This is a genomic window from Pseudomonas gregormendelii (genome assembly GCF_017114825.1).
GTDB classification, from domain to species: Bacteria; Pseudomonadota; Gammaproteobacteria; order Pseudomonadales; family Pseudomonadaceae; genus Aquipseudomonas; species Aquipseudomonas gregormendelii.
In genome coordinates, this window is the sequence record NZ_JADEVO010000023.1 from 18,402 (window position 1) to 42,443 (window position 24,042).

The 24,042-nt window shown below is 60.9% G+C and carries 20 protein-coding genes, 4 tRNA genes and 1 pseudogene; 5 read left to right on the forward strand and 20 right to left on the reverse strand.

What is annotated here, in order from left to right:
• Positions 1–3: 3 nt before the first annotated feature.
• From IMW75_RS16565 to IMW75_RS16580, 4 genes are all read right to left on the reverse strand, one after another.
• A complete protein-coding gene (locus IMW75_RS16565; protein ID WP_205893187.1) occupies positions 4–981 on the reverse strand; it encodes an ABC transporter permease in 978 nt (325 codons plus the stop codon).
• Positions 978–2,531 carry a sugar ABC transporter ATP-binding protein gene (locus IMW75_RS16570; protein ID WP_205893188.1) on the reverse strand — a complete coding sequence of 518 codons (1,554 nt, stop codon included), beginning with the start codon at positions 2,529–2,531 and terminating at the stop codon, positions 978–980. The genes IMW75_RS16565 and IMW75_RS16570 overlap by 4 nt, the downstream gene beginning before the upstream one ends.
• Before the next feature lie 56 nt (positions 2,532–2,587).
• Entirely contained in the window at positions 2,588–3,544 is a 957-nt protein-coding gene (locus IMW75_RS16575) for a sugar ABC transporter substrate-binding protein (RefSeq protein ID WP_205893189.1), read from the reverse strand.
• A 175-nt stretch (positions 3,545–3,719) separates the two neighbouring features.
• Positions 3,720–4,157 carry a hypothetical protein gene (locus IMW75_RS16580; RefSeq protein ID WP_045057919.1) on the reverse strand — a complete coding sequence of 146 codons (438 nt, stop codon included), beginning with the start codon at positions 4,155–4,157 and terminating at the stop codon, positions 3,720–3,722.
• Between the two features lie 352 nt (positions 4,158–4,509).
• Between IMW75_RS16580 and IMW75_RS16585 the strand changes: the two genes are divergently transcribed.
• From IMW75_RS16585 to IMW75_RS16595, 3 genes are all read left to right on the forward strand, one after another.
• Positions 4,510–5,604: an asparaginase gene (locus IMW75_RS16585; RefSeq protein WP_045057920.1), complete on the forward strand. Its 1,095-nt coding sequence runs from the start codon at positions 4,510–4,512 to the stop codon at positions 5,602–5,604.
• 167 nt (positions 5,605–5,771) lie between these two features.
• Positions 5,772–6,041 carry a DUF1654 domain-containing protein gene (locus IMW75_RS16590; RefSeq protein WP_045057921.1) on the forward strand — a complete coding sequence of 90 codons (270 nt, stop codon included), beginning with the start codon at positions 5,772–5,774 and terminating at the stop codon, positions 6,039–6,041.
• Between the two features lie 4 nt (positions 6,042–6,045).
• Complete coding sequence (locus IMW75_RS16595) at positions 6,046–6,735, forward strand: endonuclease (RefSeq protein WP_045057922.1); 690 nt, start codon at positions 6,046–6,048, stop codon at positions 6,733–6,735.
• Between the two features lie 143 nt (positions 6,736–6,878).
• Here the strand turns inward: IMW75_RS16595 and IMW75_RS16600 are convergent, their stop codons facing one another.
• Positions 6,879–7,244 carry an SPOR domain-containing protein gene (locus IMW75_RS16600; protein WP_205893190.1) on the reverse strand — a complete coding sequence of 122 codons (366 nt, stop codon included), beginning with the start codon at positions 7,242–7,244 and terminating at the stop codon, positions 6,879–6,881.
• 250 nt (positions 7,245–7,494) lie between these two features.
• Here IMW75_RS16600 and csrA point away from each other — a divergent pair, with 250 nt between their 5' ends.
• Entirely contained in the window at positions 7,495–7,686 is a 192-nt protein-coding gene (csrA, locus tag IMW75_RS16605; RefSeq protein WP_045057924.1) for a carbon storage regulator CsrA, read from the forward strand.
• 85 nt (positions 7,687–7,771) lie between these two features.
• Here the strand turns inward: csrA and IMW75_RS16610 are convergent.
• The 3 genes and pseudogenes from IMW75_RS16610 to IMW75_RS16620 all read right to left on the reverse strand — a co-directional run bounded on the left by IMW75_RS16610 (position 7,772) and on the right by IMW75_RS16620 (position 9,465).
• Positions 7,772–8,222 (reverse strand): annotated as a pseudogene (locus IMW75_RS16610) (DUF2214 family protein).
• 461 nt (positions 8,223–8,683) lie between these two features.
• Positions 8,684–9,145, reverse strand: coding sequence for a hypothetical protein (locus tag IMW75_RS16615; protein ID WP_205893191.1), 462 nt, complete (start codon positions 9,143–9,145; stop codon positions 8,684–8,686).
• A gap of 243 nt (positions 9,146–9,388) precedes the next feature.
• Positions 9,389–9,465: transfer RNA gene (locus tag IMW75_RS16620), tRNA-Val, on the reverse strand.
• A 183-nt stretch (positions 9,466–9,648) separates the two neighbouring features.
• On the opposite strand from IMW75_RS16620, the gene IMW75_RS16625 reads away from it, so the two are divergent.
• Complete coding sequence (locus IMW75_RS16625) at positions 9,649–10,932, forward strand: NAD(P)/FAD-dependent oxidoreductase (RefSeq protein WP_045057929.1); 1,284 nt, start codon at positions 9,649–9,651, stop codon at positions 10,930–10,932.
• A 112-nt stretch (positions 10,933–11,044) separates the two neighbouring features.
• On the opposite strand, the gene IMW75_RS16630 is transcribed toward IMW75_RS16625, so the two are convergent.
• From IMW75_RS16630 to IMW75_RS16685, 12 genes are all read right to left on the reverse strand, one after another.
• Complete coding sequence (locus IMW75_RS16630; protein WP_205893192.1) at positions 11,045–12,016, reverse strand: XdhC family protein; 972 nt, start codon at positions 12,014–12,016, stop codon at positions 11,045–11,047.
• A gap of 1 nt (position 12,017) precedes the next feature.
• Complete coding sequence (locus tag IMW75_RS16635) at positions 12,018–13,253, reverse strand: c-type cytochrome (RefSeq protein ID WP_205893193.1); 1,236 nt, start codon at positions 13,251–13,253, stop codon at positions 12,018–12,020.
• 1 nt (position 13,254) lies between these two features.
• A complete protein-coding gene (locus IMW75_RS16640) occupies positions 13,255–13,794 on the reverse strand; it encodes a (2Fe-2S)-binding protein (RefSeq protein ID WP_045057932.1) in 540 nt (179 codons plus the stop codon).
• A complete protein-coding gene (locus tag IMW75_RS16645) occupies positions 13,787–16,618 on the reverse strand; it encodes a xanthine dehydrogenase family protein molybdopterin-binding subunit (RefSeq protein ID WP_045057933.1) in 2,832 nt (943 codons plus the stop codon). Before IMW75_RS16645 ends, IMW75_RS16640 begins: the two co-directional genes overlap by 8 nt.
• Positions 16,619–17,157: 539 nt before the next feature.
• Entirely contained in the window at positions 17,158–19,560 is a 2,403-nt protein-coding gene (locus tag IMW75_RS16650; RefSeq protein ID WP_205893194.1) for a TonB-dependent receptor, read from the reverse strand.
• A 68-nt stretch (positions 19,561–19,628) separates the two neighbouring features.
• Positions 19,629–20,573: a FecR domain-containing protein gene (locus IMW75_RS16655; RefSeq protein ID WP_205893195.1), complete on the reverse strand. Its 945-nt coding sequence runs from the start codon at positions 20,571–20,573 to the stop codon at positions 19,629–19,631.
• The gene (locus tag IMW75_RS16660) at positions 20,570–21,079 is read right to left on the reverse strand and encodes a sigma-70 family RNA polymerase sigma factor (RefSeq protein WP_205893197.1); all 510 of its coding nucleotides are present in this window, start codon (positions 21,077–21,079) and stop codon (positions 20,570–20,572) included. Before IMW75_RS16660 ends, IMW75_RS16655 begins: the two co-directional genes overlap by 4 nt.
• A gap of 270 nt (positions 21,080–21,349) precedes the next feature.
• Positions 21,350–21,426, reverse strand: a tRNA-Asp gene (locus IMW75_RS16665).
• 102 nt (positions 21,427–21,528) lie between these two features.
• Positions 21,529–21,605 (reverse strand) — tRNA-Asp (locus IMW75_RS16670).
• Between the two features lie 54 nt (positions 21,606–21,659).
• Positions 21,660–21,735, reverse strand: a tRNA-Val gene (locus IMW75_RS16675).
• A 250-nt stretch (positions 21,736–21,985) separates the two neighbouring features.
• Positions 21,986–22,753 carry an SDR family oxidoreductase gene (locus tag IMW75_RS16680; RefSeq protein ID WP_177328522.1) on the reverse strand — a complete coding sequence of 256 codons (768 nt, stop codon included), beginning with the start codon at positions 22,751–22,753 and terminating at the stop codon, positions 21,986–21,988.
• A 5-nt stretch (positions 22,754–22,758) separates the two neighbouring features.
• A complete protein-coding gene (locus tag IMW75_RS16685) occupies positions 22,759–23,970 on the reverse strand; it encodes an O-succinylhomoserine sulfhydrylase (RefSeq protein ID WP_205893199.1) in 1,212 nt (403 codons plus the stop codon).
• Positions 23,971–24,042: the final 72 nt, after the last annotated feature.

Below are 24,042 nucleotides of genomic sequence, written 5' to 3' on the forward strand. Positions count from 1 at the left end.
GACTCAGGTCCGCCGGCTTGCGCGCTGACTGCGATAAGTATCGAGCACCACCGCGATCACGATGACCGCACCGGTGATGATGCGTTTGGTTGGCTCGGTGGCGCCAATCTGCGCCAGGCCGGCAGCCAGTACGGAAATGATCAACACGCCAAAGAAGGTACTGATCACCGAACCCCGGCCGCCCATCAGGCTGGTACCGCCGATCACCACCGCCGCGATCACCTGCAGCTCAAGGCCGGAACCGGCATTCGGGTCCGCCGCTTCCAGGCGCGAGATCTGGAACAGCGCGGCAATCCCGGCCAGCAACCCCATCAGGCTGAACACCAGGATCTTGTAAGGCTTGGGATTGATCCCGGCCAGGCGTACGGCTTCTTCGTTGGTGCCGATGCCAATCAGGTAACGACCGAACACGGTGCGGGTCAGCACGGCCTGGGCGATGATAATGATCAGCAAGGCGATGATGAACGAGGGCGAGATGCCGAAGGCGATCGGGTTGGACAGCCAGGCAAAGGCGTCGCCAATGTAGGCGGTGCGCGAACCGGTCATCTGATACGCCACACCCCGCGCCATCTCCAGCACGCCCAGGGACACGATGAACGACGGAATGCGCCAGGCTACCGTGATCGAGCCGGTAATGGTCCCGGCCAGTGCAGCAATGGCCATGCCGAGCAAGGCCGCCGGCAATACGCTCCAGCCCCAGCCGAGGATCGCCACGCTGACTGCCGATGCGGCGAGCGCCAGCACCGAACCTACCGACAGGTCGATGCCGCCGATGATCAACACGAACGTCATGCCGACCGCCAGCACCATCAGGTCGGGGATCTGGTTGGCCAGGGTGCTGAAGGTGTCATAGGACAGGAAGTGGCTGCTGAGCACCGAGAACAGCGCGATCATTGCCAACAGGGCACCGGCCAGGCCCAGGTAAGTACCGAGGCCATAGAAGTTGCCACTTCGCTTGCCAACAGGCGTTGCAGTTTTCATTGAAGGTCCCTAGGCGCTGCTTCATTGAGCAACGCATCACGTTTTTGGTAGCCGGCAAAGGCGGCAGCAAGCAAATCATCCTGGGTCCAGGAATCGCGTTCGAACGTGTCGATCAGGCGCCCGGCGGACAGCACGCCGATGCGGTCGCAGATCAGCATCAATTCGCGCAGGTCGCTGGAGACCACCACCAGCGCCTTGCCCTGACGGGTCAATTCTCCCAGCAAGGCATAGATGTCGAACTTTGCGCCGACGTCGATGCCCCGGGTTGGCTCGTCGAACAGCATCACTGAGCAATCGCGCTCGAGCCAGCGGCCGATCACGACCTTCTGCTGGTTGCCCCCGGACAATTGCGACACCAGTTGCGTGGGGCTGGAGCTGCGGATACGCATCGCGTCGATCTGGCGCTGGGCCAGGGACATCTCGTCGCCGTTGTTGACGAAGCCGCCGCGGGAAATCACCGGCATGTTGCCCAGGGCGATGTTCGCGCTGATCGACTGGGTCAGCAGCAGGCCTTCGCCCTTGCGGTCCTCGGTGATCAGGGCAATGCCATGACCGACTGCGTCGGCCGGCGAACGGATACTCACCACCTGCGCCGGCGAACCCAGGGCCACCGTGCCGCTGTCGGCAATATCGGCACCGAAGATCAGCCGCAGCAGTTCGGTGCGCCCTGCCCCGATCAGCCCGGAAATACCGTAGATTTCGCCAGCGCGCACTTCAAAGGACACGTCGCGAACCTTGTCGGAACGGGTCAGGCCGCGGACCGTCAACGCCGGTGCGCCGACTTTGCGCGGGCCCATGTCCATGTGTTCGCCCAGCTCGCGCCCGACCATCAACGTGACCAGTTGCTCGCTGTTGTAGTTGGCCATGGGCTCAACGCACACCAGGTTGCCGTCGCGCAGCACCGCGATGCGCTGGGCCACACGGGCCAGCTCTTCGAGTCGGTGCGAGATATAGATGATCGACACGCCGCGTGCCTGCAGGCGTGTGATCTGCTCGAAGAGCATTTCGACTTCCCGGGCCGTGAGCATGGCCGTCGGTTCGTCGAGGATCAGCACGTGGCAGTCGCCGATCAGGTTGCGCGCGATCTCGACCATTTGCTGGTGGCCGATGCCGAGCTCGCCGACCAGGGTGTCCGGGTCGATCGCGTCGAGCCCGACCTGCGCCATGGCCTCGATCGCGGCCTTGCGTAATTGCTTGCGACTGATCCAGCCACCGGTGCTCGGCAGCTTGTGCAGGAACAGGTTTTCCGCCACCGACAGGGTCGGCAGCAGATTGAGTTCCTGCATCACCATGCGGATGCCCAGTTCTTCGGCCTGGGTGCGGCTGCCGGGACGGTAATCCTGGCCCTGGAACTGCATCTGCCCGGTAGTCGGCGTCACCAGCCCGCCGATGATTTTCGACAGCGTGCTTTTACCCGCGCCGTTTTCACCGGTCAGCGCCAGCACTTCGCCGCGCATCAGCGTCAGGTCGATGCCGGTGAGGACAGGCTGGGCGTAGGTCTTGCCGATACCGCTGACCGACAGGACAGCGTTCGCAGCGGAAACTGACATAAAAACTCTCCATGCGCTCGCTCACCAGGAGCGAGCACCTTGCGTCACCAGAAGGACTACTTGGTCACCAGCTCGACCGGGGTTTCGATCACGCCATTGGCGCCGCTGTCGACTTTCTCGCCTTTGATGATCTTCAAAGCAGTCTCGATGCCGAACACCGCCTGCTTGGCGGCAAACTGGTCAGCGGTGGCCAGGACGCGACCGTCCTTGAGCATTGGCTGGATGGCGTTGATGTTGTCGTAACCCACCACCTGGACCTTGCCCGCCTTGCCCGCAGCACGCACCGCAGACACCGCGCCAACGGCCATGCTGTCGTTACCGGCCAGCAGCGCCTTGACCTGCGGATACTCGCTGAGAATCGAAGCGGCCACCTTGTTGCCCTTGTCGATTTCCCAGTCGCCGGACTGCAGTGACACCACCTTGATTTGCGCTGCCTCCATTGCATCCTTGAAGCCTGCGGTGCGGGCCTGGGCGTTGGTAGTAGTGGACACGCCTTCGATGATGCCGACTTCGTCACCGGCCTTTAGCTGCTTGGCCAGGTACTCACCGACCAGGCGTGCGCCTTTGCGGTTGTCCGGCCCGACGAAGGGCACGCTGATGTTCTTGCTCTTGACCACGGCCGGGTCCAGCTGGTTATCGATATTGATCACGGTGATACCGGCATCGATGGCTTTCTTGATCACCGGCACCATGGCCTTGGAATCCGACGGCGCGATCACCAGGGCATTGACCTTGGCCAGGATCATTTGCTCGACGATACGGGTTTGCCCGGCGGTGTCGGTTTCGTCCTTGATGCCGTTGGAGATCAGGTCGAAATCGGCGGAGTGTGCTTTCTGGTAAGCCTTGGCGCCGTCTTCCATGGTGAGGAAGAATTCGTTGGCCAGGGATTTCATGACCAGCGCGACTTTAGGTTTTTCCGGGGTTTCGGCGAAGGCCGAGGAGATGGGCAATGCGGCGGATGCGGCAGCCAGCATGGCGACAGCGAGAAGGCGTCCAGCGAATGGCAGCTTCATGGGTTCACTCCGATCTTATGATTATTCTGAGCAACGCTTGCGCTGGCGTAGGCTATACAGCGTTCTGTAGGAACAGGCTATCAGAACACTGCGCAAACGTTTGCGAAGACCGAACTATGCGAACCCTGCAAAGATTTGTCAACGCCCGGCAATGCTGATGCATGAAAGACATAAGTCAGACCGAGGTGCTGACCATACTGCCACTGGTCGAACCCTCAGTCAGCGCCTTGGCCAGCGCGCCCGCCACCTGGGCGATCGCCCCTGCGGTGTCGGCAATGCGCTGCTGAACCGCCATGACCGCGGTCGCCTTGGCTTCTTCGTTGGCAAATTTGGTGGCCTGGGTCGCTGCCAGTTGCTGCTGTTGTTCGCGCAACTGTTGCTGCAGTTGCTTCATGCGCTTGAGCAACATCTGCACCGTAACACTTTGGCTGCTGCTACTGCTCTCGGCTTTTGCGTCTTGCTGGGCAGGCGCCACGCTCAAGGGTTTTTTATCGCCCTCTTCCGGGGTCGCAGCCTGCGCGGTGGCTTCGGCGGTTGTTTTAACAGCGGCGTCCGCAGGCTTGTTGCCAATATTGATCACACGCGCATTCGACAAAGCGACGGTCAACGACATTTCCAATCCCTCTTGAACGATCCATTACAGGCGCATCGACCGGGACTGCGGTTTCTTTAGGGGGGCGAGCAGCAATTGAGCACTGAACGCGCATTTCAACAGCATGTGCAGGGACTTTCGGTAGACCGAACAAAAAAACCGTCACTGTTCGGAAGCCCGGACGAACTGGTTACGGACGCCTGCGCTCATGACAAAAATATTTGTTACATATCATTAGCTTACAAATAGTTTCGTTACACATTACAGCTGGTATGGATCCTGCTCTCTCACTCCCACCTCGGCATTCAGGTGTGCCGGGGCCATTTGGAAGACCTGCAATCAGCACCGTCTCACCACAAGAGAGAAAAAAATAATGACATCTGCTCTTAAGTCCTTCGTTCCGGGCACTTTGGCCCTGCTCCTCCTCCTGCCTACCGCGCTCCAGGCTAAAGAAGCCCAGACCCAGACCGAACAGAAACTGGCCAACGTGGTGATCCTCGCCACCGGCGGCACCATCGCCGGCGCAGGCGCCAGCGCAGCCAACAGTGCCACCTACCAGGCGGCGAAAGTCGGCATCGAGCAATTGATCGCCGGCGTTCCGGAACTGAGCCAGTTGGCGAATGTGCGTGGCGAACAAGTGATGCAAATCGCCTCCGAAAGCATCACTAACGACAACCTCCTGCAACTCGGCCGCCGCGTGGCGGAACTGGCCGACAGCAGCGACGTCGACGGCATCGTCATCACCCATGGCACCGACACCCTGGAAGAAACCGCTTACTTCCTCAACCTGGTGGAAAAAACCGACAAGCCGATTATCGTCGTCGGCTCCATGCGCCCGGGCACCGCGATGTCCGCTGATGGCATGCTCAACCTGTACAACGCTGTGGCTGTCGCCAGCAGCAAGGACGCACGAGGCAAAGGCGTGCTGGTGACCATGAACGACGAGATCCAGTCGGGTCGTGACGTCAGCAAAATGATCAACATCAAGACTGAAGCGTTCAAGAGCGCCTGGGGTCCGCTGGGCATGGTAGTCGAAGGCAAATCCTATTGGTTCCGCCTGCCGGCCAAGCGTCACACCATGGATTCGGAATTCGACATCAAGGACATCAAGAGCCTGCCTGCCGTTGAAATCGCCTATTCCTACGGCAATGTCAGCGACACCGCGTACAAGGCCCTGGCGCAATCTGGCGCCAAAGCCATCATCCACGCCGGTACCGGCAATGGCTCGGTGTCTTCGCGCGTGGTTCCAGCCCTGCAGGCGCTGCGCAAGGACGGCGTGCAAATCATCCGTTCTTCCCACGTCAATGCCGGCGGTTTCGTATTGCGTAACGCCGAACAACCGGATGACAAGAACGACTGGGTGGTGGCCCACGACCTGAACCCGCAAAAAGCCCGCATCCTGGCCATGGTTGCGCTGACCAAGACCAATGACAGCAAAGAACTGCAGCGGATGTTCTGGGAGTATTGATCCCTCCTCGCCCGAACGATTCCGGTCAGGCAGCCCTGACTTCTCCTGAAGGGGTCAGGGGCCTGATAAAAAACCTGCCCCCTTCCTACACCAAAAAGCGAAAACCGCTGTCAGAGGAATTTCTTGAATTTTAAGCAGTTGCGATAATTCCTACAGTTTAATACTGTATGCACGTACAGCTTAATAAGGATAATTCCGTGACCACCGCCTCCTCCGCTCCAGATTCCTACGCACGCATGGGCATGCGCGTTCAGAAAATCATCAATTCCCCCACCGCGCAGAAAGCCAAAGCCGCGCTGATCTTCCGCCTGCCCGACGAACCCGTGGACGAGTGGGAGCAGTTGCTCGAAGAAATCGACGAAAACGATAACGTCACCCTCGCCTACCGCGACGATGGCGGCGTGCAGATTTTTTGGGTTGTGCCGAAGGAAGACTGAGTCGATGAGTGTCCGTTGTTTAGCTTTACTGCTGCTGTTCTGCGCCATGGGCGCCCAGGCAGCAGCCCCGCGAACCTTTTCCGAAGCCAAGAAAGTCGCCTGGAAACTCTACGCACCGCAATCGACCGAGTTCTATTGCGGCTGCAAGTACACGGGCAACAAGGTCAACCTGTCCGCCTGTGGTTACGTGCCGCGCAAGAATGCCAAGCGCGCCGCGCGCATCGAGTGGGAGCATATTGTGCCGGCCTGGCAGATTGGTCATCAGCGCCAGTGCTGGCAGGAAGGTGGGCGCAAGAACTGCACCCGATACGACGCGGTGTACCAGAAGGCGGAAGCCGACCTGCACAACCTGGTGCCGAGCATCGGCGAAGTGAACGGCGACCGCAGCAACTTCAGTTTCGGCTGGCTGCCGGTGCAATCGGGGCAATACGGCTCGTGCCTGACCCAGGTCGACTTCAAGGCGAAGAAAGTCATGCCGCGCCCGTCTATTCGCGGAATGATCGCACGCACTTACTTCTACATGAGCAAACAGTACGGGTTGCGCCTGTCCAAGCAGGATCGGCAGCTCTACGAAGCCTGGAACAAGACCTACCCGGTACAGGCCTGGGAAAGCCAGCGCAACCAGACGGTGGCGTGTGTGATGGGACGCGGCAATGAGTTCGTCGGCCCGGTCGACCTCAAAGCCTGCGGCTGATTGAACACCGAACTTTGTAGGAGCGAGCTCGCTCGCGAAGAACGTCAACGATAACGCGTGAAGCCTGGAAAACGCGGTGCCCGTTGGTTCTTCGTCGGAACGCCGCCTGCGGCAAGCTCGCCCCTGGAAAGTGCATGGGAGTCTTACTGACTCAGCGGACGCTCGATCACCAGCAATTCGATATTCTGTTTTTTCGCCCGCACTAGCGCGGCCTGCACCTCGGCTTGCTTGGCCTTGGCCTCAGCCTCGGAACCGTAGGGGCCCATCAGGATACGCGTCTTGCCGTTTTCCCTGACCACGCTGGAAACAAAACTGTGCTCGATCAACCAGCCGCTCAGGTCGCTGACGGCCTGGGTGATCTCGCCCCGAACTTCCAGATCCCACTGTGGCGCGGCAGCTGCGGCGGGCGACGTGGCGACTGTCGGCTTCGGCGGTGGCACGTCGCCGCGCTTGCCTTGATCGCACCCTGCCAACGCCAGTATTGCCACTACCCAGACCCATTTGCGCACGAGTTGTCCCTCTAAATGCTTAAAGCACGCATTTTAGCATTCATGAATAGTTCTTTAGGGCCGAAAAATCGAGATAAAACAACGAGAATGATGGGTGCGGCCTCTGTATAGTTACGCCTTGGGAATTAATGCTGCATCTGCGCGTCAGAAAGAGGCACCCAAATTGTGAGACTTCGCACTAATCTATACGTACCACCGACCTCTGCACTGTTCGAATCAGGTGCCCTACAAAGCAATCAAGGAGAAGACCATGCTGATACTCACCCGCAAAGTCGGTGAAAGCATAAACATTGGTGATGACATTACGATCACCATCCTCGGCGTCAGCGGCCAACAAGTCAGGATTGGTATCAATGCCCCAAAGGACGTCGCGGTTCATCGCGAAGAGATCTACCAGCGCATTCAGGCTGGCCTGACCGCACCGGACAAGCCACAAAACTGATCTTGCGGCACCCAGTAGCCAGCCCGTTCGCCCCTGAGCTTCGGCTGGCTAGAATTCCAGTACAACGCACCTGAACCAAAGCTGGCTAAGCAAAGGTCACCCCTCGCGCCATACCTGTGGCCGCCACCACCATCAGCAATACCAGCATCGCCTCCACATGACTGATCCGTGCGAACAGCTTTGCACGCCCAGCGTCTACCGCGCCTTCCCCGTGCAATTCGCCATTTGATCAGCGTGATCATCGGCGCCAGTTCCAATAGCAGGATCAGCACGAAGAGCGTCATCTTCAGGTGAAACAACGGCTGGTGCAGATAGTAGTCAGTGCCCTTCTCGAAGCCTGCAAAGGCGCGCATAACCCCCGTCACCAGCAGCACCAGAGCGCTGAGCCCCCAAAGATTATCGGCAATCAGCACGCTGCGTGCCTCTCCTGTGCCCGCCGCCAGTCGCCGAAACGCCGTCCCCCGGGACAATACGGCCCAAAAGCCAAGCGCATACGCTAATAGATGAACCGCAGCCAGCAACCAGTGAGTCAGCATCGAAATACCCCTGTCAGCACCAATGATCGGTCTGTCAGTAGTAGCCCATCGCGGCCTAGCGTGCTTACTCCCCGGCGGGGAACAATACCGAGGCGTGTCGCCCTTTCGTCGCCCATGCCTCTGAGGATACCGAAATGGTCTGCTCGGACAGCCTCGATGTGCAGAAGTTCAACTAGCCTGAGTCTACGTCCCGCCAAGAGGAGTGGTAACGATGATCCTGCGCATGGTGGTTTCAGATTGGGTTTGCCTCGTATTCGCGGGCGCCTGCGGTTTGGCATTGATTTCCATGGTGTTCTGGTGGGATCAATGGCTGGCCCTGATTCTCAATTAACCGAGACTTCCACCCCGTACTCTCGGCCCCCACCCAGGTCGCCATCGACGTCGCCTGTACCGACACCAGAACATCTATCCCACGCGGGTGATAAATAGATTTGTGGCCTTAGGGGTATGCCGGGTCTGTCTTAAGATAAATCTGGCTCTGGGCAGGCCTGGTCGAAACAATCTTTAAGCCGACGAACCGCCGAGAGCTGTTTTTCCATCTCGTAAGCGCTCAGTGACCGTTCGCAATATTCCCGACTGAGAAAAATAATGACGTCATTACCGTCAGGGTTGTCGGAATAACCAGGGTGATTTGATATCTCTGCCAGCAACGCTTCCGAGACTGGAGCGACATGAAAATGGACGCTGAAACCAGGCGAGAACCCTAGCTTATAGAACACTACTTTGTAGGGTGCGTAGGCCCTTGTCAGCAGAAGCTCTACCGCTTTCATTACCGGACCTAAAGACGCCAGGGCTTCATGACTCAGACCGCCGAGCCCTGATGCCGTCTCTTCTGATGAAATAATCAAATAGCCGTCGTAACGGGCATCTCTTCGATGAGTCACCGTCCAGTGGGTATTATTGAAAACTCTCAGCTCGTCCATATAGCTCCCACCCTCTCGTCAGGTGCAGTCGGGTTGACTAGTCGCCCCCCATCTTTTCAGCTAATTGCCCGCGGTCGGTTTAAGGCCGTCTGCGCTACCATCGGCAACCCACTGTCTGAAGGTGGGCGCCGAACTGGTGTTCTGAGGCGGGACTTTTACAAAAGTTTTGCAAATCCCAGGCAACAAAAAAAGGCCCACCTTTCGGTGAGCCTTTCTAGACCGCCCAGCAGAGCGGATTTTGTTTGGTAGGCGCGATTGGACTCGAACCAACGACCCCCACCATGTCAAGGTGGTGCTCTAACCAACTGAGCTACGTGCCTGCTGTGAGGCGGCATTCTACGGAATTCCGGAGGGGTGTCAACACCTTTTTTCGCGCTAACCCTATGAATATGCAAAATATTTAATTTTGCTGCTGCGAGGAAGATTTTCCGGTGGCTGGCGAGGGTTTTTCAACTCGGGTAGGATCGGGGGACTCGTAAAATATATTAAACAGAGGCAGCAGGATGGCGAACACTCCTTATCCAGAGTCCTATTACGCCGCATCGGCCAATGCGGCTCCGCCGCGCCCGGCTTTGCAGGAGGAAGTAGAGACTGATGTCTGCGTGATCGGCGCCGGGTATACCGGCTTGTCCTCTGCCCTGTTCCTGCTGGAGAACGGTTTTAAGGTCACGGTGCTGGAGGCGGCCAAGGTTGGTTTTGGTGCTTCCGGGCGCAACGGTGGGCAGATCGTTAACAGTTACAGCCGCGATATCGATGTGATCGAACGCACCGTCGGGCCCAAGCAGGCTCAACTGCTGGGGCAGATGGCGTTCGAGGGCGGACGGATCATTCGCGAGCGGGTGGCCAAATATAATATCCAGTGCGACCTGAAGGACGGCGGCGTGTTCGCCGCCATCACGGCCAAGCAGATGGGCCATCTGGAGGCGCAGAAGCGTTTGTGGGAGCGCTTTGGGCATACGCAGCTGGAGCTCATGGATCAGGCGCGTATTCGCCAGGTGGTGGCTTGCGATCAGTATGTCGGTGGCATGCTTGATATGAGTGGCGGGCATATTCATCCATTGAACCTGGCCTTGGGTGAAGCCGCTGCGGTGGAGTCTCTGGGCGGGACTATTTATGAGCAATCGCCGGCGGTGCGGATCGAGCGCGGCGCCAGCCCGGTGGTGCACACGCCGCAGGGCAAGGTCAGGGCCAAGTTCATTATCGTCGCCGGCAATGCCTATCTGGGCAACCTGGTACCGGAGCTGGCGGCCAAGTCGATGCCTTGCGGGACTCAGGTCATTACCACTGCCCCATTGGGCGATGCGTTGGCCAGCAGTTTGCTGCCGCAGGACTACTGTGTGGAGGACTGTAATTACCTGCTCGACTACTACCGCCTGACCGCCGACAAGCGCCTGGTTTTCGGCGGTGGCGTGGTGTACGGGGCGCGGGATCCGGCGAACATCGAGGCAATCATTCGGCCAAAGATGCTCAAGGCGTTTCCACAGCTCAAGGATGTGAAGATCGATTACGCCTGGACCGGGAATTTCCTGCTGACCTTGTCGCGATTGCCACAGGTGGGGCGACTTGGGGACAACATCTACTACTCCCAGGGCTGCAGCGGCCATGGGGTGACGTATACGCATCTGGCGGGCAAGGTGCTGGCCGAGGCGTTGCGCGGCCAGGCTGAGCGTTTTGATGCGTTTGCCGACCTGCCCCATTATCCGTTTCCGGGTGGGCAGCTGTTGCGCACGCCATTTGCGGCGCTGGGGGCCTGGTATTACGGGTTGCGGGACAAATTCGGGTACTGAATCACGCGCGCGAGCCTGCTCGTGATGAGGTTGGCTTGTTCAACATCGATATCGACTGACCCACCGCTTTCGCGAGCAAGCCCGCTCCCACTGGGGTTGTCCCACAGGGCGTTTAGAGTTGATCCCGGGCGATGCCGCTGCGGATTCGCAGGATGTCGGCGAGCACCGCCAAGGCGATTTCTGCGGGGGTTTTGCTGCCTAGGTTGAGGCCGATGGGCGCGTGAATTCGTGCCAGTTCGGCTTCGCCCAGCCCGCCAATGCGACGCAAGCGTTCGAAGCGTTTTTGCGAGGTTTGCACCGAGCCCATGACGCCAATGTAGAACGCGTCGGTACGCACCGCTTCCATCATCGCCAGGTCATCAATGCGCGGGTCGTGGGTTAATGCAACCACCGCCGTATCGCTATGGCAGCCGCCGTCAGCGATGAAGACCGAAGGCAGCTGCCGGCGGATCTCGACGTTGTTCAGCACCACACCTTCAAGCACTTCATCCCGGGGGTCGCAGAGGATCACTTCGAACCCAAGCCCCACCGCAAACTCCGCACAGGCCTGGGCGACACTGGAGTAACCCGCCAGCAACAAGCGCTGGGCAGCGCCGATGCGCACACGAACCCGATCGACTTCGCGCTCGATACGCGCGCCCTGCTCCCGGTCCACGAACACGTCACGGGCGCCGCTGGCCAGATCGACTTCGCGGATCAGGCGACGCTGGCCCAGCAAGGCCGATTCCAGTTCCCGCAGATGTGCCTGAACCTCGCAAGCCGGCTCAAGCTTCTCCACCAGCACGTCAAGAATCCCGCCACACGGCAGGCTGATGCGCGAGCGGGGGTCATCTCCTTCACCGTACCGAACCACGCACACGGCTTGCTCGAATGCGCCTTCGGCGACGCGCTCGAGAAAGTCTTCCTCGACGCAACCTCCCGACAGCGAACCTATCCACTGCCCCCCGCCGTTCACCGCCAGCAGCGAGCCCGGCGCGCGAGGCGCCGAGCCGTAGGTGGCGAGCACCGTGCACAGCCAGACCTGCTGGCCGGCGTTTGACCATTGCAGCGCGCGCCGTACCACTTGCAGATCCAGATGCTGCATATCAATGCACCTTGTGTTCGGTTGGAGGCGCGTCCGCTTGTAGCTTCTGCACGTCGCCGATTGTCAGTTCACCCGGCTGACCACCCCACCCTTGACGCAGGTAATTGAGCAGGTCGGTCAGCTGGCCAGGGCTGAGCTTGTCGGCAAAGCCCGGCATCGGTTGCATGCGTTCGAAGCCGACAAATTGCTGCTCGCCGATGCCGTCCTCGATCACCCGTAGCAGGTTGCGCGCATCATCCAGGCGCAGCGTGGTGTTGCCACGCATGGCCACTGCGATGTGCGGCTTGCCCTCGCCCTCTACCGCATGACAACCGGCGCAGACGTTGAGGTATTCCTGGCGACCGCGCCGGGCGCTGGCACTCAACTGCTCCAGGGGCACTTCGCTCAGCACTTTCGCCGCTGGCGGTTGATCGCCAAGCAGGTAGGTGGCCATCGCTGCCAGATCCGGATCAGTGAGGCCCTGGGTGCTGTTGTGGAACACCGGGAACATCTCGTTGAACATGGTGCCCTGGGCGCTCATGCCGTGCTTGAGGAACGAACTCAGGTCCTGGTGATTCCAGCCACGGTTTGCCAGGTCTTCGGCCAGCAGGCTGGGCGCCAGGTAGCCATTGAGGACGCCACCGGTCATGCGCTTGTCCTGCTGCATCGCACCGGGCAAACCGCGCGGGGTGTGGCATTCGCCGCAGTGGCCGAGCACGTCGACCATATACTGGCCGCGCTTGAAAGCCTCGCTCTTGCCCGCGGTGGGCGACAGCTTGACGTCTTTACCGTACAGCATGTTCCAGCCCGTCAGGCCCAGACGTACGTTGAACGGAAAACTCAGGCTGGTCACCGGCGCCGCGCGCTCGATCGGCTCGACGGTTTTCAGGTAAGCGTGAATCGCGTCGGAGTCGGCCCGGGGCATCAGGTGATAGGAGGTGTACGGCATCGCCGGGTACAGGTTAGCCCCGTCGCGACGCTTGCCTTCGGTGAGCGCAGCGAAGAATTCCTCATCGCTGTATTGACCGATGCCGTGCTCCTTGCTCGGGGTAATGTTGGTGCCATAGATGGTGCCAAACGGCGAAACGATCGGCAGGCCTCCCGCATAGGGAGCGCCACCCGGGGCGGTATGGCAGGCCATGCAGTCGGCCGCGCGGGCGAGGTATTCGCCGCGCTTGACCTGATCGTCGGCGTGCGCCATCAAGACCGGCGCAGCCAGGCCGACCGCCAATGCCAGGCGGGAAAATAGATGCTTCATGTTAGCCCTCCTTGACCAGGCCGAGATCGGTCAGCACGTTGCGCGTGGCGCTGTAGTAACGCACGTAGCCGGTGCAGCGGCAGACGTGGTGGCCGAGGCTGTCCTCGATCACCTGTTCCAGCTGGCTCTTGACGATCGGCTGGCGCTGCAGCTTTTCTACCAGCACGGTCGCGGCATTGACGAAACCGGGCGCGCAGTAGCTGCACTGGAAAGCGAACTCATCGACGAAGCGTTGCTGGATCGGGTTGAGCTCAGTGACTTTGCCCTGCTCATCGCGGGTGGCATGGCCTTCGATGGTCCGTACTTTCTTGCCTTCGAAATAGTGCGCACCGGTGATGCAGGTGCGCACTTCCTCGCTGGTGCCGTCGGGGTTGTCGACGATCACCACGCAGGCATGGCAGATGCCCTGGCCGCAGCCCAGGCGGGAACCGGTGAGGTTCTTGTATTCGTGCAGGTAGTCGATCATCGGCAGGTCATCAGGGATGTCCACCGGGCCGACGGTTTGACCGTTGAGGGTCAGTTGAAGCGGACGGTTAGCCATTGAGGGCCTCCTTGATGCGGGCAGAAGTGATAGGCAGGTCGCGAACGCGCTTGCCGATGGCGTGGGCCACGGCGTTACCGATGGCACCCACGACCGGGATCATCACCACTTCGGCGATGCCTTTGGAGGGGTCGCTCGGGGACAGCGGCGGCAGGATTTCCGCCGTCTGCTTCCAGACCGCGACGTGGCGCGCCATGGGCAGGCGATAGCGGTTGAAGTTCCAGTCACCCTCCCCCGGTCCGCCTTCGTACAGCGGCATTTCTTCCAGCAGCGCATGGCCGATGCCCATTGCAATGCCACCTTCAAGCTGGCCCCTGACCAGTTCTTCCACCAATACCCGACCGCACTCGACCCACGAGTGATGGTTGAGCACCTGCACTTCGGCCGAGCCCTTGTTCACTTTCAGCTCAACCAGGGTTGCCACCGGGCTGTAGTAAGTCACTGCGGCGTTGTTCAATTGGGTGTCCGGGTAGTGCACGTTCTGCCGATCAAGCAGATGGAAGCCAGCGCTGTTCATCTGCGCCTTCTTCGCGCTCGGGGCGCCGTCGCCGTACTTCACCGCCAGGCTGTCGAGCGGCAGGCGCTCGCGCACGCCATCGATGCTGAACTCGGCCTCGGCCCAACTCCAGCGGTTAAAACCGTGCACGGTGGCGCCGGTGACCAGACCTTTTTCGTGAGCGTGTCTGGCCAACTGCTCGAAGCTCAGCGGCTGCATGCCGTTGGCGGTGAGCTTGCCGTCGACCCAGTGCGCGTCTTCCCGGCGCACCACGTAGGGGTTGGCCTGGCCGCCATAAGGTCCCTGGCGCCAGATCTGCAGCGCGGCCGGCCACAGGCCGTGGTTGAACAGCACGCGCGCCGCTTCGCGGGTGGCGTGGCTGAAATAGTAGGCCGAGTTGGTGGCCGACGAGGCCGAGGCCAGTTTGCCGACCCAGCGCGGGTTGCGCAGCAAGGTGTCCTGCTCGGCCTGGCTCATGATGTACGGGTTGCCGCCGGTGATCAGCTGCAGCTCTTGCCATTCAGTCTCGCCGGTCTTCACTTCGTGAGCCGGGCTGCCGAGGAAATCGGCCACGACCATGGCTTGGGAGGTGGACATGCCGGTGCCGATTTCAATCCCGATATGGCGCAGGTGAATGCGCCCTTCGGCGTTGAATTCGATGCTCGCCATCGGCGCTTCGGAACCGGTGCCGAAGTCCTTTTGGCAAATGGCGAAGCCGACGCCGTACCAGTGGTCCGGGTCCTGGGCTTCGCGTTGCTGCTTGAGCTTGTCGCGGTTTTTCCAAACCTCGTGCACAGCCGCTTTGTCGAGAATCTCGTGCAGGCGCAAGGCACCCGCCGGCACCGCACCCTGGGTATTTTTCATGCCCGAGACCATGGCGTTTTTCTTGCGCAGGTCGATAGCGTCGATGCCCAGCCGACCGGCAATTTCGTCAACCATCATCTCGGTCGAAGCCATGCTCTGCAGGGTGCCGTAGCCACGCATCGAGCCGGCTTCCACAGCGCGGGAATGGTAGGCCGTGACCTGCAGATCGTTCTGCGGCATGTAGTAGATCGACTGCGCCGCCGTGGCGCCAACCGCCGCTACCGACGGGCTGTAGTTGACGCGTCCGCCACCGTCGACGCTCATTTCGGCGCGGAAAATCTTGAAGCTGTGATCGGTCTTGTCCACCGCCAGTTGATAGCGGATATCGAACGGGTGGCGCTTGATGCCGCTCTGGAACTGCTCGTAGCGGTCGTTGGCCAGGCGCACCGGCACACCAGCCCCGTACAGGGCGGCGAGGGCTGCGTAATAGACAAAAATATTGTGGTCTTTGGAACCGTAACCCACGGTGTAGCCCGGGTGCATGTTGAGGTTGGCCAGGCCGAAACGCGACGGCGCGATCATCTTCGCGGTCTCGGTGGCGGTCTCCAGCGGGCACTGGGTGGCCACCACGAAATGCAGGGTCTTGGTCGCAGGGTCGTACCAGCCGTTGCCGTTGTCCGGCTCCATGGCTGCAGGCTCGATGGACGGCGTCTTGTAGCGCTCGTCGAACACCAGCCAGTTGTCGGGCGGGGTGTCGATCTGCTGCTTCATGCGATCGGCATAGAACAGCCCGCGCTCGGTCAGGTTGCCGTGCAGGTTGGGCTGCGAATCCCAGACCGGACGACGGTTGCGCAGCATCGGGAACAGGATCGAATCCTTGAGGCTGGCGAATTCATCTTCGTCAGCCGAAGTCGCACCGCCGACCCGCACGTAGCGGAAGCTGCCGTAGGGATCACCTTCGTAGTACGGCACCTGGGCACCGTAGCGAATGGCCTTGTCGTTGAACTTGAGTTTGGCCTTGGCCTGGCGGAAGCGCTCGAAGTCATTCCAGATGAGTATCGCGACCGGATGACCGATGAACATCGGCACCTTGCCGACTGGCAGCAGCGGGTCCGGGGCATGCTCTTCGGGGAAGACGATGCCGTCTTTCTCCAGGTCTTCTGCGGTGACGATACGGTCCGGCTGCAAGTCGGCACCGAGCCACGCCAAGTCATAACCGGCGTATAGGCGGTCGGCCTTGGTGATTTTCAGCAGCATGGCGTGACCTTGCTGTTCGGGCCAGCCCGGCATGTCCTTGGCGCGGATGTCGCGAGCAAAAACCTTGCTGCCGCACACCTTGGACAGGGCATCGTTACGCGAGCGCGCCTTGCCGTTGTTGCCGAGCCATTGCTCGGACGGCACGGTCACGCTGTTCTCCATCAAGGCGGCCAGGGCCTGGGAGCTGAGCGGCGTAAGCGTCACGCTCACCCCCGCCACCAGCCCGCCCTGTAGGAACGAGCGCCGGGATATATCACGGTTGGACATGGATCATCCTCTGAGCGGTTATGGGCCCGCCCTTCTGGTTATGTTCTGGGAATCTCGAGTCTTGCAGGAACCCTTTTAGGACGGAGCAAAGGGCTGTGGTGACAGTGCAAAGCTGACCGAAAGGTTAACTTTAAAGGTTTATGCGCTCGGGGCAAACAACCAGTTACAAAAAACTGACTGGAAGATCAAAATTTCCGGATTTGCGGGGGTGTCTGGGCAGTCAAATTGCTGTCGGATGCACCATCGTCTTCGCGGGCAAGCCCGGCTCCCACAGAGATATCTGCCGTACATAAATGCTGCGCCCACCACCAATACCTGTGGGAGCGGCGGTGCGACGATTCGACTTGCCCGCGATGGCAATCTTCCTGCCACATCAATGTCGAATATGCAGATGCCATCGCCAGCAGGCTGGCTCCCACAGTGGTCTGCGCCGAACACAAATACTGCGTCCACCACCATTCCACTGTGGGAGCAACTGTCTTCCCCCTGCCGATGACACCTGAACCGGGGTCATCGCAGGCAAAGGCGCGTGAGCGATCCTAGAAATCCACTGTCGCCGAAAGCAGGTACGTGCGTGGCGTGGATAGCGTCAAGCCAGGCTCGCTGTCATCTGAGGCGCCTGCGGAGCTCCAGTAGCGTTTGTCCGCGACGTTCTCGACGTTGCCGCGCAGGGTGATGGTCTTGTCGTCGACCTTGAACGCGTAGCGGGCGCCCACGTCGAAGCGTTCCCAGGAGTCGATTTCCTTGTTGTTGGACTGGTCCAGGTACTGCGAGCTGGAGTAGATGCCACGCGTGGTCAGGGTCAGGCCCTGGACGGTGGGCACGTCCCACTCGGCACCGAGGTTGACGTTGTATTTGGGCGTTGCGGGCGCGCGGTTGCCGTCGAAAGCGCCGTTGGTGGTGTGGGTCAATTCGCTGTCGATGTACATCACCCCACCGAGCAGGCGAAAGCCATCCAGGGGTTCGCCGAACACACTCAGCTCCACACCTTTGTTCTCGCGTTTGCCGTTCGGGCCGAAGACCCGTGTGGTCGCGTTGGTTTCGTATGCCGGCTGCTTGATGCGGAAGACCGCCGCAGTAACCGCGAACGGGCCGGCGTCGTATTTGGCGCCGACCTCGACCTGGCGACTGACGAAGGGCGGGAAGATTTCGTCTTCGTTGACCGAGGTCGACGGGGCGATCTTGCCTTGGCTCAAGCCCTCCATGTAGTTGGCGTACAGCGACAACTTGTCAGTGGCCTTGAACAGGATACCGCCCGACGGCGAGACTTTTTCTTCGTCATAGGCAGTGGCGCCCTTGATGTTGTCGGACCAGTCATCGACCTTCACACGCTGCCAACGCGCGCCGAGGGTCAACAGCAGGCGATCCTCGAAGAACCCCAGGGTGTCGGACAAGGCCACGCCGCTGAAGCGGTTCTCGGTGTAGACCTTGGCATCCTGGCGGGTCGGCCTGGCCGGGGTGGGGGTTTGCACCGGATCGTAGAGATTGCTGGGCGCGGCAGCATAACGGGCGCCGCCGTTTTCGAAATCCATGTAGAAGTAGCTGGCCGCGAGATTGACCTCGTGGCTGACCGGGCCGGTTTTAAACCAGTTACGTACTCCGGCCGTGGCCGTGCGCACATTCTCGTCGCGGGTGAAGTCGCGGGGTTGGACGCTGAAATCGCCAGCATCGTTGGTGACCGAAACCGCATGCCGGAGGAAGTCATGATTACTTTTGCGTGCGCCAACTCCGCCATACAGCATGACCGAATCGTTGACGTCGAACTCGCCATTGACGGTGCCGAACGTGTCTTCGGTGCGCGCCTTGCTCCAGGCCTGCGCGTAGTTGTGGCGGACATCGCCTGCCTGCGGGACCTGGGCATTGACGCCAACCTGCACCCGTTCCTGGGGCGCATCGGTATTGCGCTCGGTGTGGCCGATGTCTGTCGAGAGCCGCAGGCGCTCTGCGCGAAAGTCCAGGCCGAGTACGGCCATCTCGCGGTCGATGCTCTGGTGATCCCACTCGGTGTCGCCGGACTGTTTCACGCCGTTGAAGCGCAGGCCGAACTTGTCGTCTTCACCGAAGCGTCGACCGACGTCCACCGCGCCACCGAGCTGGTTGTTGGACGCGTAGCTGCCGGTGAATGAAGTGATCGGCTTGTCGGTGGCACGCTTGGGTACCACGTTGATCCCGCCCCCCACGCTGCCACGCGGCGAGATGCCGTTGATGAGCTGGCTGGGGCCCTTGAGGATGTCCACGCGATCAGCCATTTCCATGTCGATGGTGTAAGTCGGCAATACGCCATAGAGGCCGTTGTAGGCGACGTCACTGTTGAACAGGCTCAGCCCGCGAATGGTGAATTGCTCGTAACGCCCGCCGGCAGGGTTAGTGGCGCGAACCGATGGGTCGTTGGCGATCAGGTCACCCAAGGTCCGGGCTTGCTGGTTCTCGATCACCTCGTTGGTGTAGGTGGTCATGCTGAATGGCGTTTCCATGAAGTCTTTCGAGCCGAGCAAGCCTTGGGACCCGCGACGCGCAACCTGGCCTCCGGCGAACACCTCGCCGCCCTCCCCGCCCGTGGCGCCGAGAATCGAGGTGGGGGCCAGCTGCAAGCTGCTGCCTTCCGGGGCCGGGGTGAGAATGTACGCTTGCTCACCTACCGCCTGCAGTTGCAGACCGGAACCCTGCAGCAACCGGGCAAAGCCCTCCTCGACGGCGAACTCACCGGACAGCCCGCCACTGCTGCGGCCGCTGACCAGGGCCGGGTCCACCGACAGATTGACCCCGGACAGACCGGCAAACCGGGTCAATGCATCGCTCAGGCTGCCGGCCGGCACCTGATAGCTGCGCCGGTTACCGTCCTCGGCCCAGGTTGGCGAGATCAACCATGGACTGGCACTCAGGCCCAGCATCAGGCTGAGGTGCAACAACGGTCGCAGGCGCGGGGAAGAAGCGTTAGGCATTTGAATAGGCTCTCTTGATTCGTTCACATGCCTTCAATGACAGGCGAGTCGAAAAAAGGGGCCAGGGTTTACACACTATTTTTGCGCGGCAGCAACGTGACCCAGTAGCGAGTCCGGGAAAGCACCTCCAGCGGCAGACTGGCGGCGAGCAGCGCGAGTACCCGGTCAGTGTCGTCCAGACGGAAGCTGCCGGTGACTCGCAGGGTTTCCAGCTCCGGCTCCCAGCGCAGGACACCCGGTCGATAGGTGCTCAGTTCACGCAGGAAGCCCCCCAGCGGCTGGTCCTTCGCCATCAGCACGCCCTCGCGCCAACCCGGCGCCAAGGTGTCGAATGCGCTGATGGATCCGGCACCGGCGGCCTGCAGGCTGACCTGCTGGCCCGCGCGCAAGGCCAGGGCCGCCCCATGCAAAGGCTGTAACTGGACGGCGCCGTTGTAGACCGAAACCCGACAGCCGCGTGCGTCCTGGCGAACGCAGACTTCACTGCGGCTGACGATGACATTGCCAAAACGGGTCTGGATCGTCAGCGGCGAATCACCCGGTACTGTCAGGGACATTTCGCCCTCGATCAGCTTGACGCGGCGTGCCTGCAGGTTCACATCGACCGCGCTGGCCGTGTTGAGCTGCAGCGCGCTGCCGTCGGCAAGCCGGGTCTGCTGACGCTCGCCGGTGGCTGTGTGCAAATCGGCGCGCCAGGCATCCAGCGGCAGTTGCCGACTGATCAGCCACGCCGCCGGCACCAGGGCCACCGCGCCCAGGGCGCACTTGAGCACTTTGCGCCGCGCCGGATCCGGACGATCCAGGCTGCTCAGTGCCAGCCCCGATGGCAGGTCGGCAAAACGCTGGCGCAGCGCCTGGGCTTTCTGCCAGGCCTGCTCGTGGGTGGCGCAGGTATCACGCCAGCGCTGCAAGTTCGCGCGATCCTGCTCGTTGGCACCGCCGGATTCCAGCAACGCAAGCCATTGCGCGGCTGCACGAACGGCCTGGCGCGAGTCGGACGCCTGAGTGTTCACAGGTCCACCAACAGGCAATGTTCATAAGCCTGAGCCATGTAACGCTTGATGGTACGTTCGGACACTTGCAGGCGTTCCGCGATTTGCCCGTAGGTCAGGCCTTCGAGCTGGCTCCACAAAAACGCCCGGCGCACCGCCCGCGGCAAGCCGTCGAGCAGCTCATCCAGCACTTGCAGCGTTTCCAGCAGCAGCCAGCGTTGCTCGGGGGATGGCGCACAGTCCTCCGGCATCGCCGCCAAGGCGGCGAGATAGGCCTGTTCCAGGCTCCGGCGCTGGTAGAAGTTGCTCAGCAGGCGTTTGCCCACAGTCAGCAGATAGGCACGGGGCTCTTGCAGGTCCGCGATCCGCTGCGAACTGGCAAGCACCCGCAGGAAAGTGTCCTGGCTCAGATCAGCCGCATCGCAGCCGTTGCCCAAGCGCCTCCCCAACCAGGTTTCAAGCCAGCCACGGTGATCGCGGTACAGGTCGTGAAGCGTTGGCTCCTTCGGCATCACTGCATCACTCATCTAGAAGCCCTGTGCCAGGAGTTATCGTAAATGAGAGTGATTCTAATTAATGTCGGTGCCGGGAAGGAAGCTCTTTATGCATTGCGCGCGCAGAAAGGCCCTCCTGCAGGGGCGAGCTTGCTCCTACAGGACGGGGGCAGCAGTTCAGGAAAATGGCAAATCGCAGACACAAAAAACCCCGGTCTTTCGACCAGGGTTTTTGCTATCGACTCGAAGTCACCAACGGCTTCTTCGTAGCTCCAAGGCGTTCAGTGGGCCTTGTAGCAGATATGGCGCAGCGGACGGGACTCGAACCCGCGACCCCCGGCGTGACAGGCCGGTATTCTAACCGACTGAACTACCGCTGCGTATCGCTTTGGACTTGCGTCCTAACTCGTCTGATCAGAAGCTCCGAGATTTTTCAATCTCTCTTTTGATCTCGAATCAGGTCAGACCTGACTCGGAAAATATGGCGCAGCGGACGGGACTCGAACCCGCGACCCCCGGCGTGACAGGCCGGTATTCTAACCGACTGAACTACCGCTGCGCGTCGGTGGAGGCTTTTAAGGCTTCCATCTTGCTTTCGCAAGACTCTCGGAAGTGGTGGGTGATGACGGGATCGAACCGCCGACATTCTGCTTGTAAGGCAGACGCTCTCCCAGCTGAGCTAATCACCCGTTTGCATCTCCGAGGCCGCGAAATTTACGCAGGTAGCGAACCTAAGTCAATAGCAGGATTGAAGTTTTTCTGAAAAAGACAAAATCGTGTCAGTGGCGAATGGTTATGCCGTCAGACCGCTTTCGCGAGCAAGCCCGCGCCCACAGCGGATTGTGAGTGAACACAGGCTATGGGTCCGACACAAAGCCACTGCGCGAGCGGGCTTGCTCGCCAAAGCTGCAGAGCATCCAGCATCAATGCTGCTGCCGGTCACTCGCTGTAAATCATCTTCTTGGTCATGCCGCCGTCCACCACAAACTCCTGCCCCGTGACAAAGCCGGCGTTCCTCGACAGCAACCAGGCCACCATTGCCGCGACATCCTCCACCGTCCCCACCCTGCCCGCCGGATGCTGGGTATGGTCGGCGTCGGACAACGGCTCGGCGCGGCGCGCTGAAGGGTCGCGTGCATCGATCCAGCCCGGGCTGACGGCATTGACCCGAATCTCCGGCCCCAGGCTGATCGCCAGCGCATGAGTCAGGGCCAACAGGCCGCCCTTGCTCGCCGCGTAGGCTTCACTGTCGGGTTCCGACTGGCTGGCGCGGGTCGAGGCCAGGTTGACGATCGAGCCGCTGTGAGCACGCAGGTACGGCGCACAGTGCTTTGCCAGCAACATAGGGCCACTGAGATTGACCGCCAGCACCCGATTCCAGTAGGCCAGATCGAGACTTTCCAGGGTGATGTTGTGTGGCTCGGCTACTGCCGCGTTGCACACGAGCGCATCGAGCCGCCCGAACTGCCCGAGCACCTCGGCCACCCCCAGCGCTACCTGACCCTCGTTCGAGACGTCCATGGCGATGAACCAGGCGTTATCACCCAGCACCTTCGCCACTTTCGAACCACGGACCCGATCCAGGTCGGTCAGCACGACTTGCCAGCCTTCGCTAATCAACCAGGCCGAAATGCCCAGGCCGATGCCGCGCGCAGCACCCGTGACCAGCGCGACGCGGCCATTGGTGCCCGTGCCGGGCGCAGACATTTCGATCACAGCGCAGCCAAGCCGCGCGTCAGATCGGCTTGCAGGTCCGCCACGTCTTCCAGACCCACCGCGACGCGGATCAGGCTGTCGCGGATCCCTGCGGCTTCACGCTCCTGCGGCGCCAGGCGGCCGTGGGAGGTGGTGCTTGGGTGGGTAATGGTGGTCTTGCTGTCCCCGAGGTTGGCGGTGATCGAGATCAGGCGAGTCGCATCGATAAAGCGCCACGCACCCTCTTTGCCCCCCTTGACCTCAAAACTCACCACCGCGCCAAAGCCCTTCTGCTGGCGCAAGGCCAACTCATGCTGTGGATGGCTCTTGAGACCGGCGTAATGGACTTTCTCGATACCGTCCTGCTGCTCCAGCCATTCGGCCAGTTGCTGGGCGTTGGCGCAGTGCGCCTTCATGCGCAGGCCGAGGGTTTCCAGGCCCTTGAGGAAGATCCAGGCGTTGAACGGGCTCAGGGTTGGCCCGGCGGTGCGCAGAAAGCCGACGACTTCTTTCATGTGCTCGCCGCGACCGGCAACCACGCCGCCCATGCAACGCCCCTGGCCATCGATGAACTTGGTCGCCGAGTGCACGACGATGTCCGCGCCCATCTTCAGCGGCTGCTGCAACGCCGGGGTGCAGAAACAGTTGTCCACGACCAGCATCGCGCCCTTGGCATGGGCGATATTCGCCAGTTCGGCGATGTCCACCAGCTCTGCCAGCGGATTGGACGGCGACTCGACGAACAGTAATTTGGTATTGGCCTTGATGGCCGCATCCCAGCCGGACAGTTCCGCCAGGGGCACGTAATCGACCTCTACGCCGAAACGCTTGAAATATTTTTCAAACAGGCTGATGGTCGAACCGAATACGCTGCGCGACACCAGCACATGATCACCGGCGCTGCACAGGCTCATGACCACAGCCATGATCGCTGCCATGCCGGTGGCAGTGGCCACGGCTTGCTCGGCGCCTTCAAGCGCGGCAATGCGCTCTTCGAACGCACGCACGGTCGGGTTGGTGTAGCGCGAGTAAACGTTGCCCGGCACTTCCCCGGCAAATCGCGCCGCGGCGTCGGCAGCGGTGCGGAAAACGTAGCTGGAAGTGAAGAACATCGGATCACCGTGTTCGCCTTCCGGCGTGCGGTGCTGGCCGGCGCGTACGGCCAGGGTATCGAACGCTACGCCTTCGAGGTCGCTGTCCAGCCGACCGGCATCCCAATCCTGACTCATGCTGTCACTCCTTGCCTTACTCGGTAATGGATACTAAACCGGCCTGTGGGAACAACGCTCGCCCGCGATGGC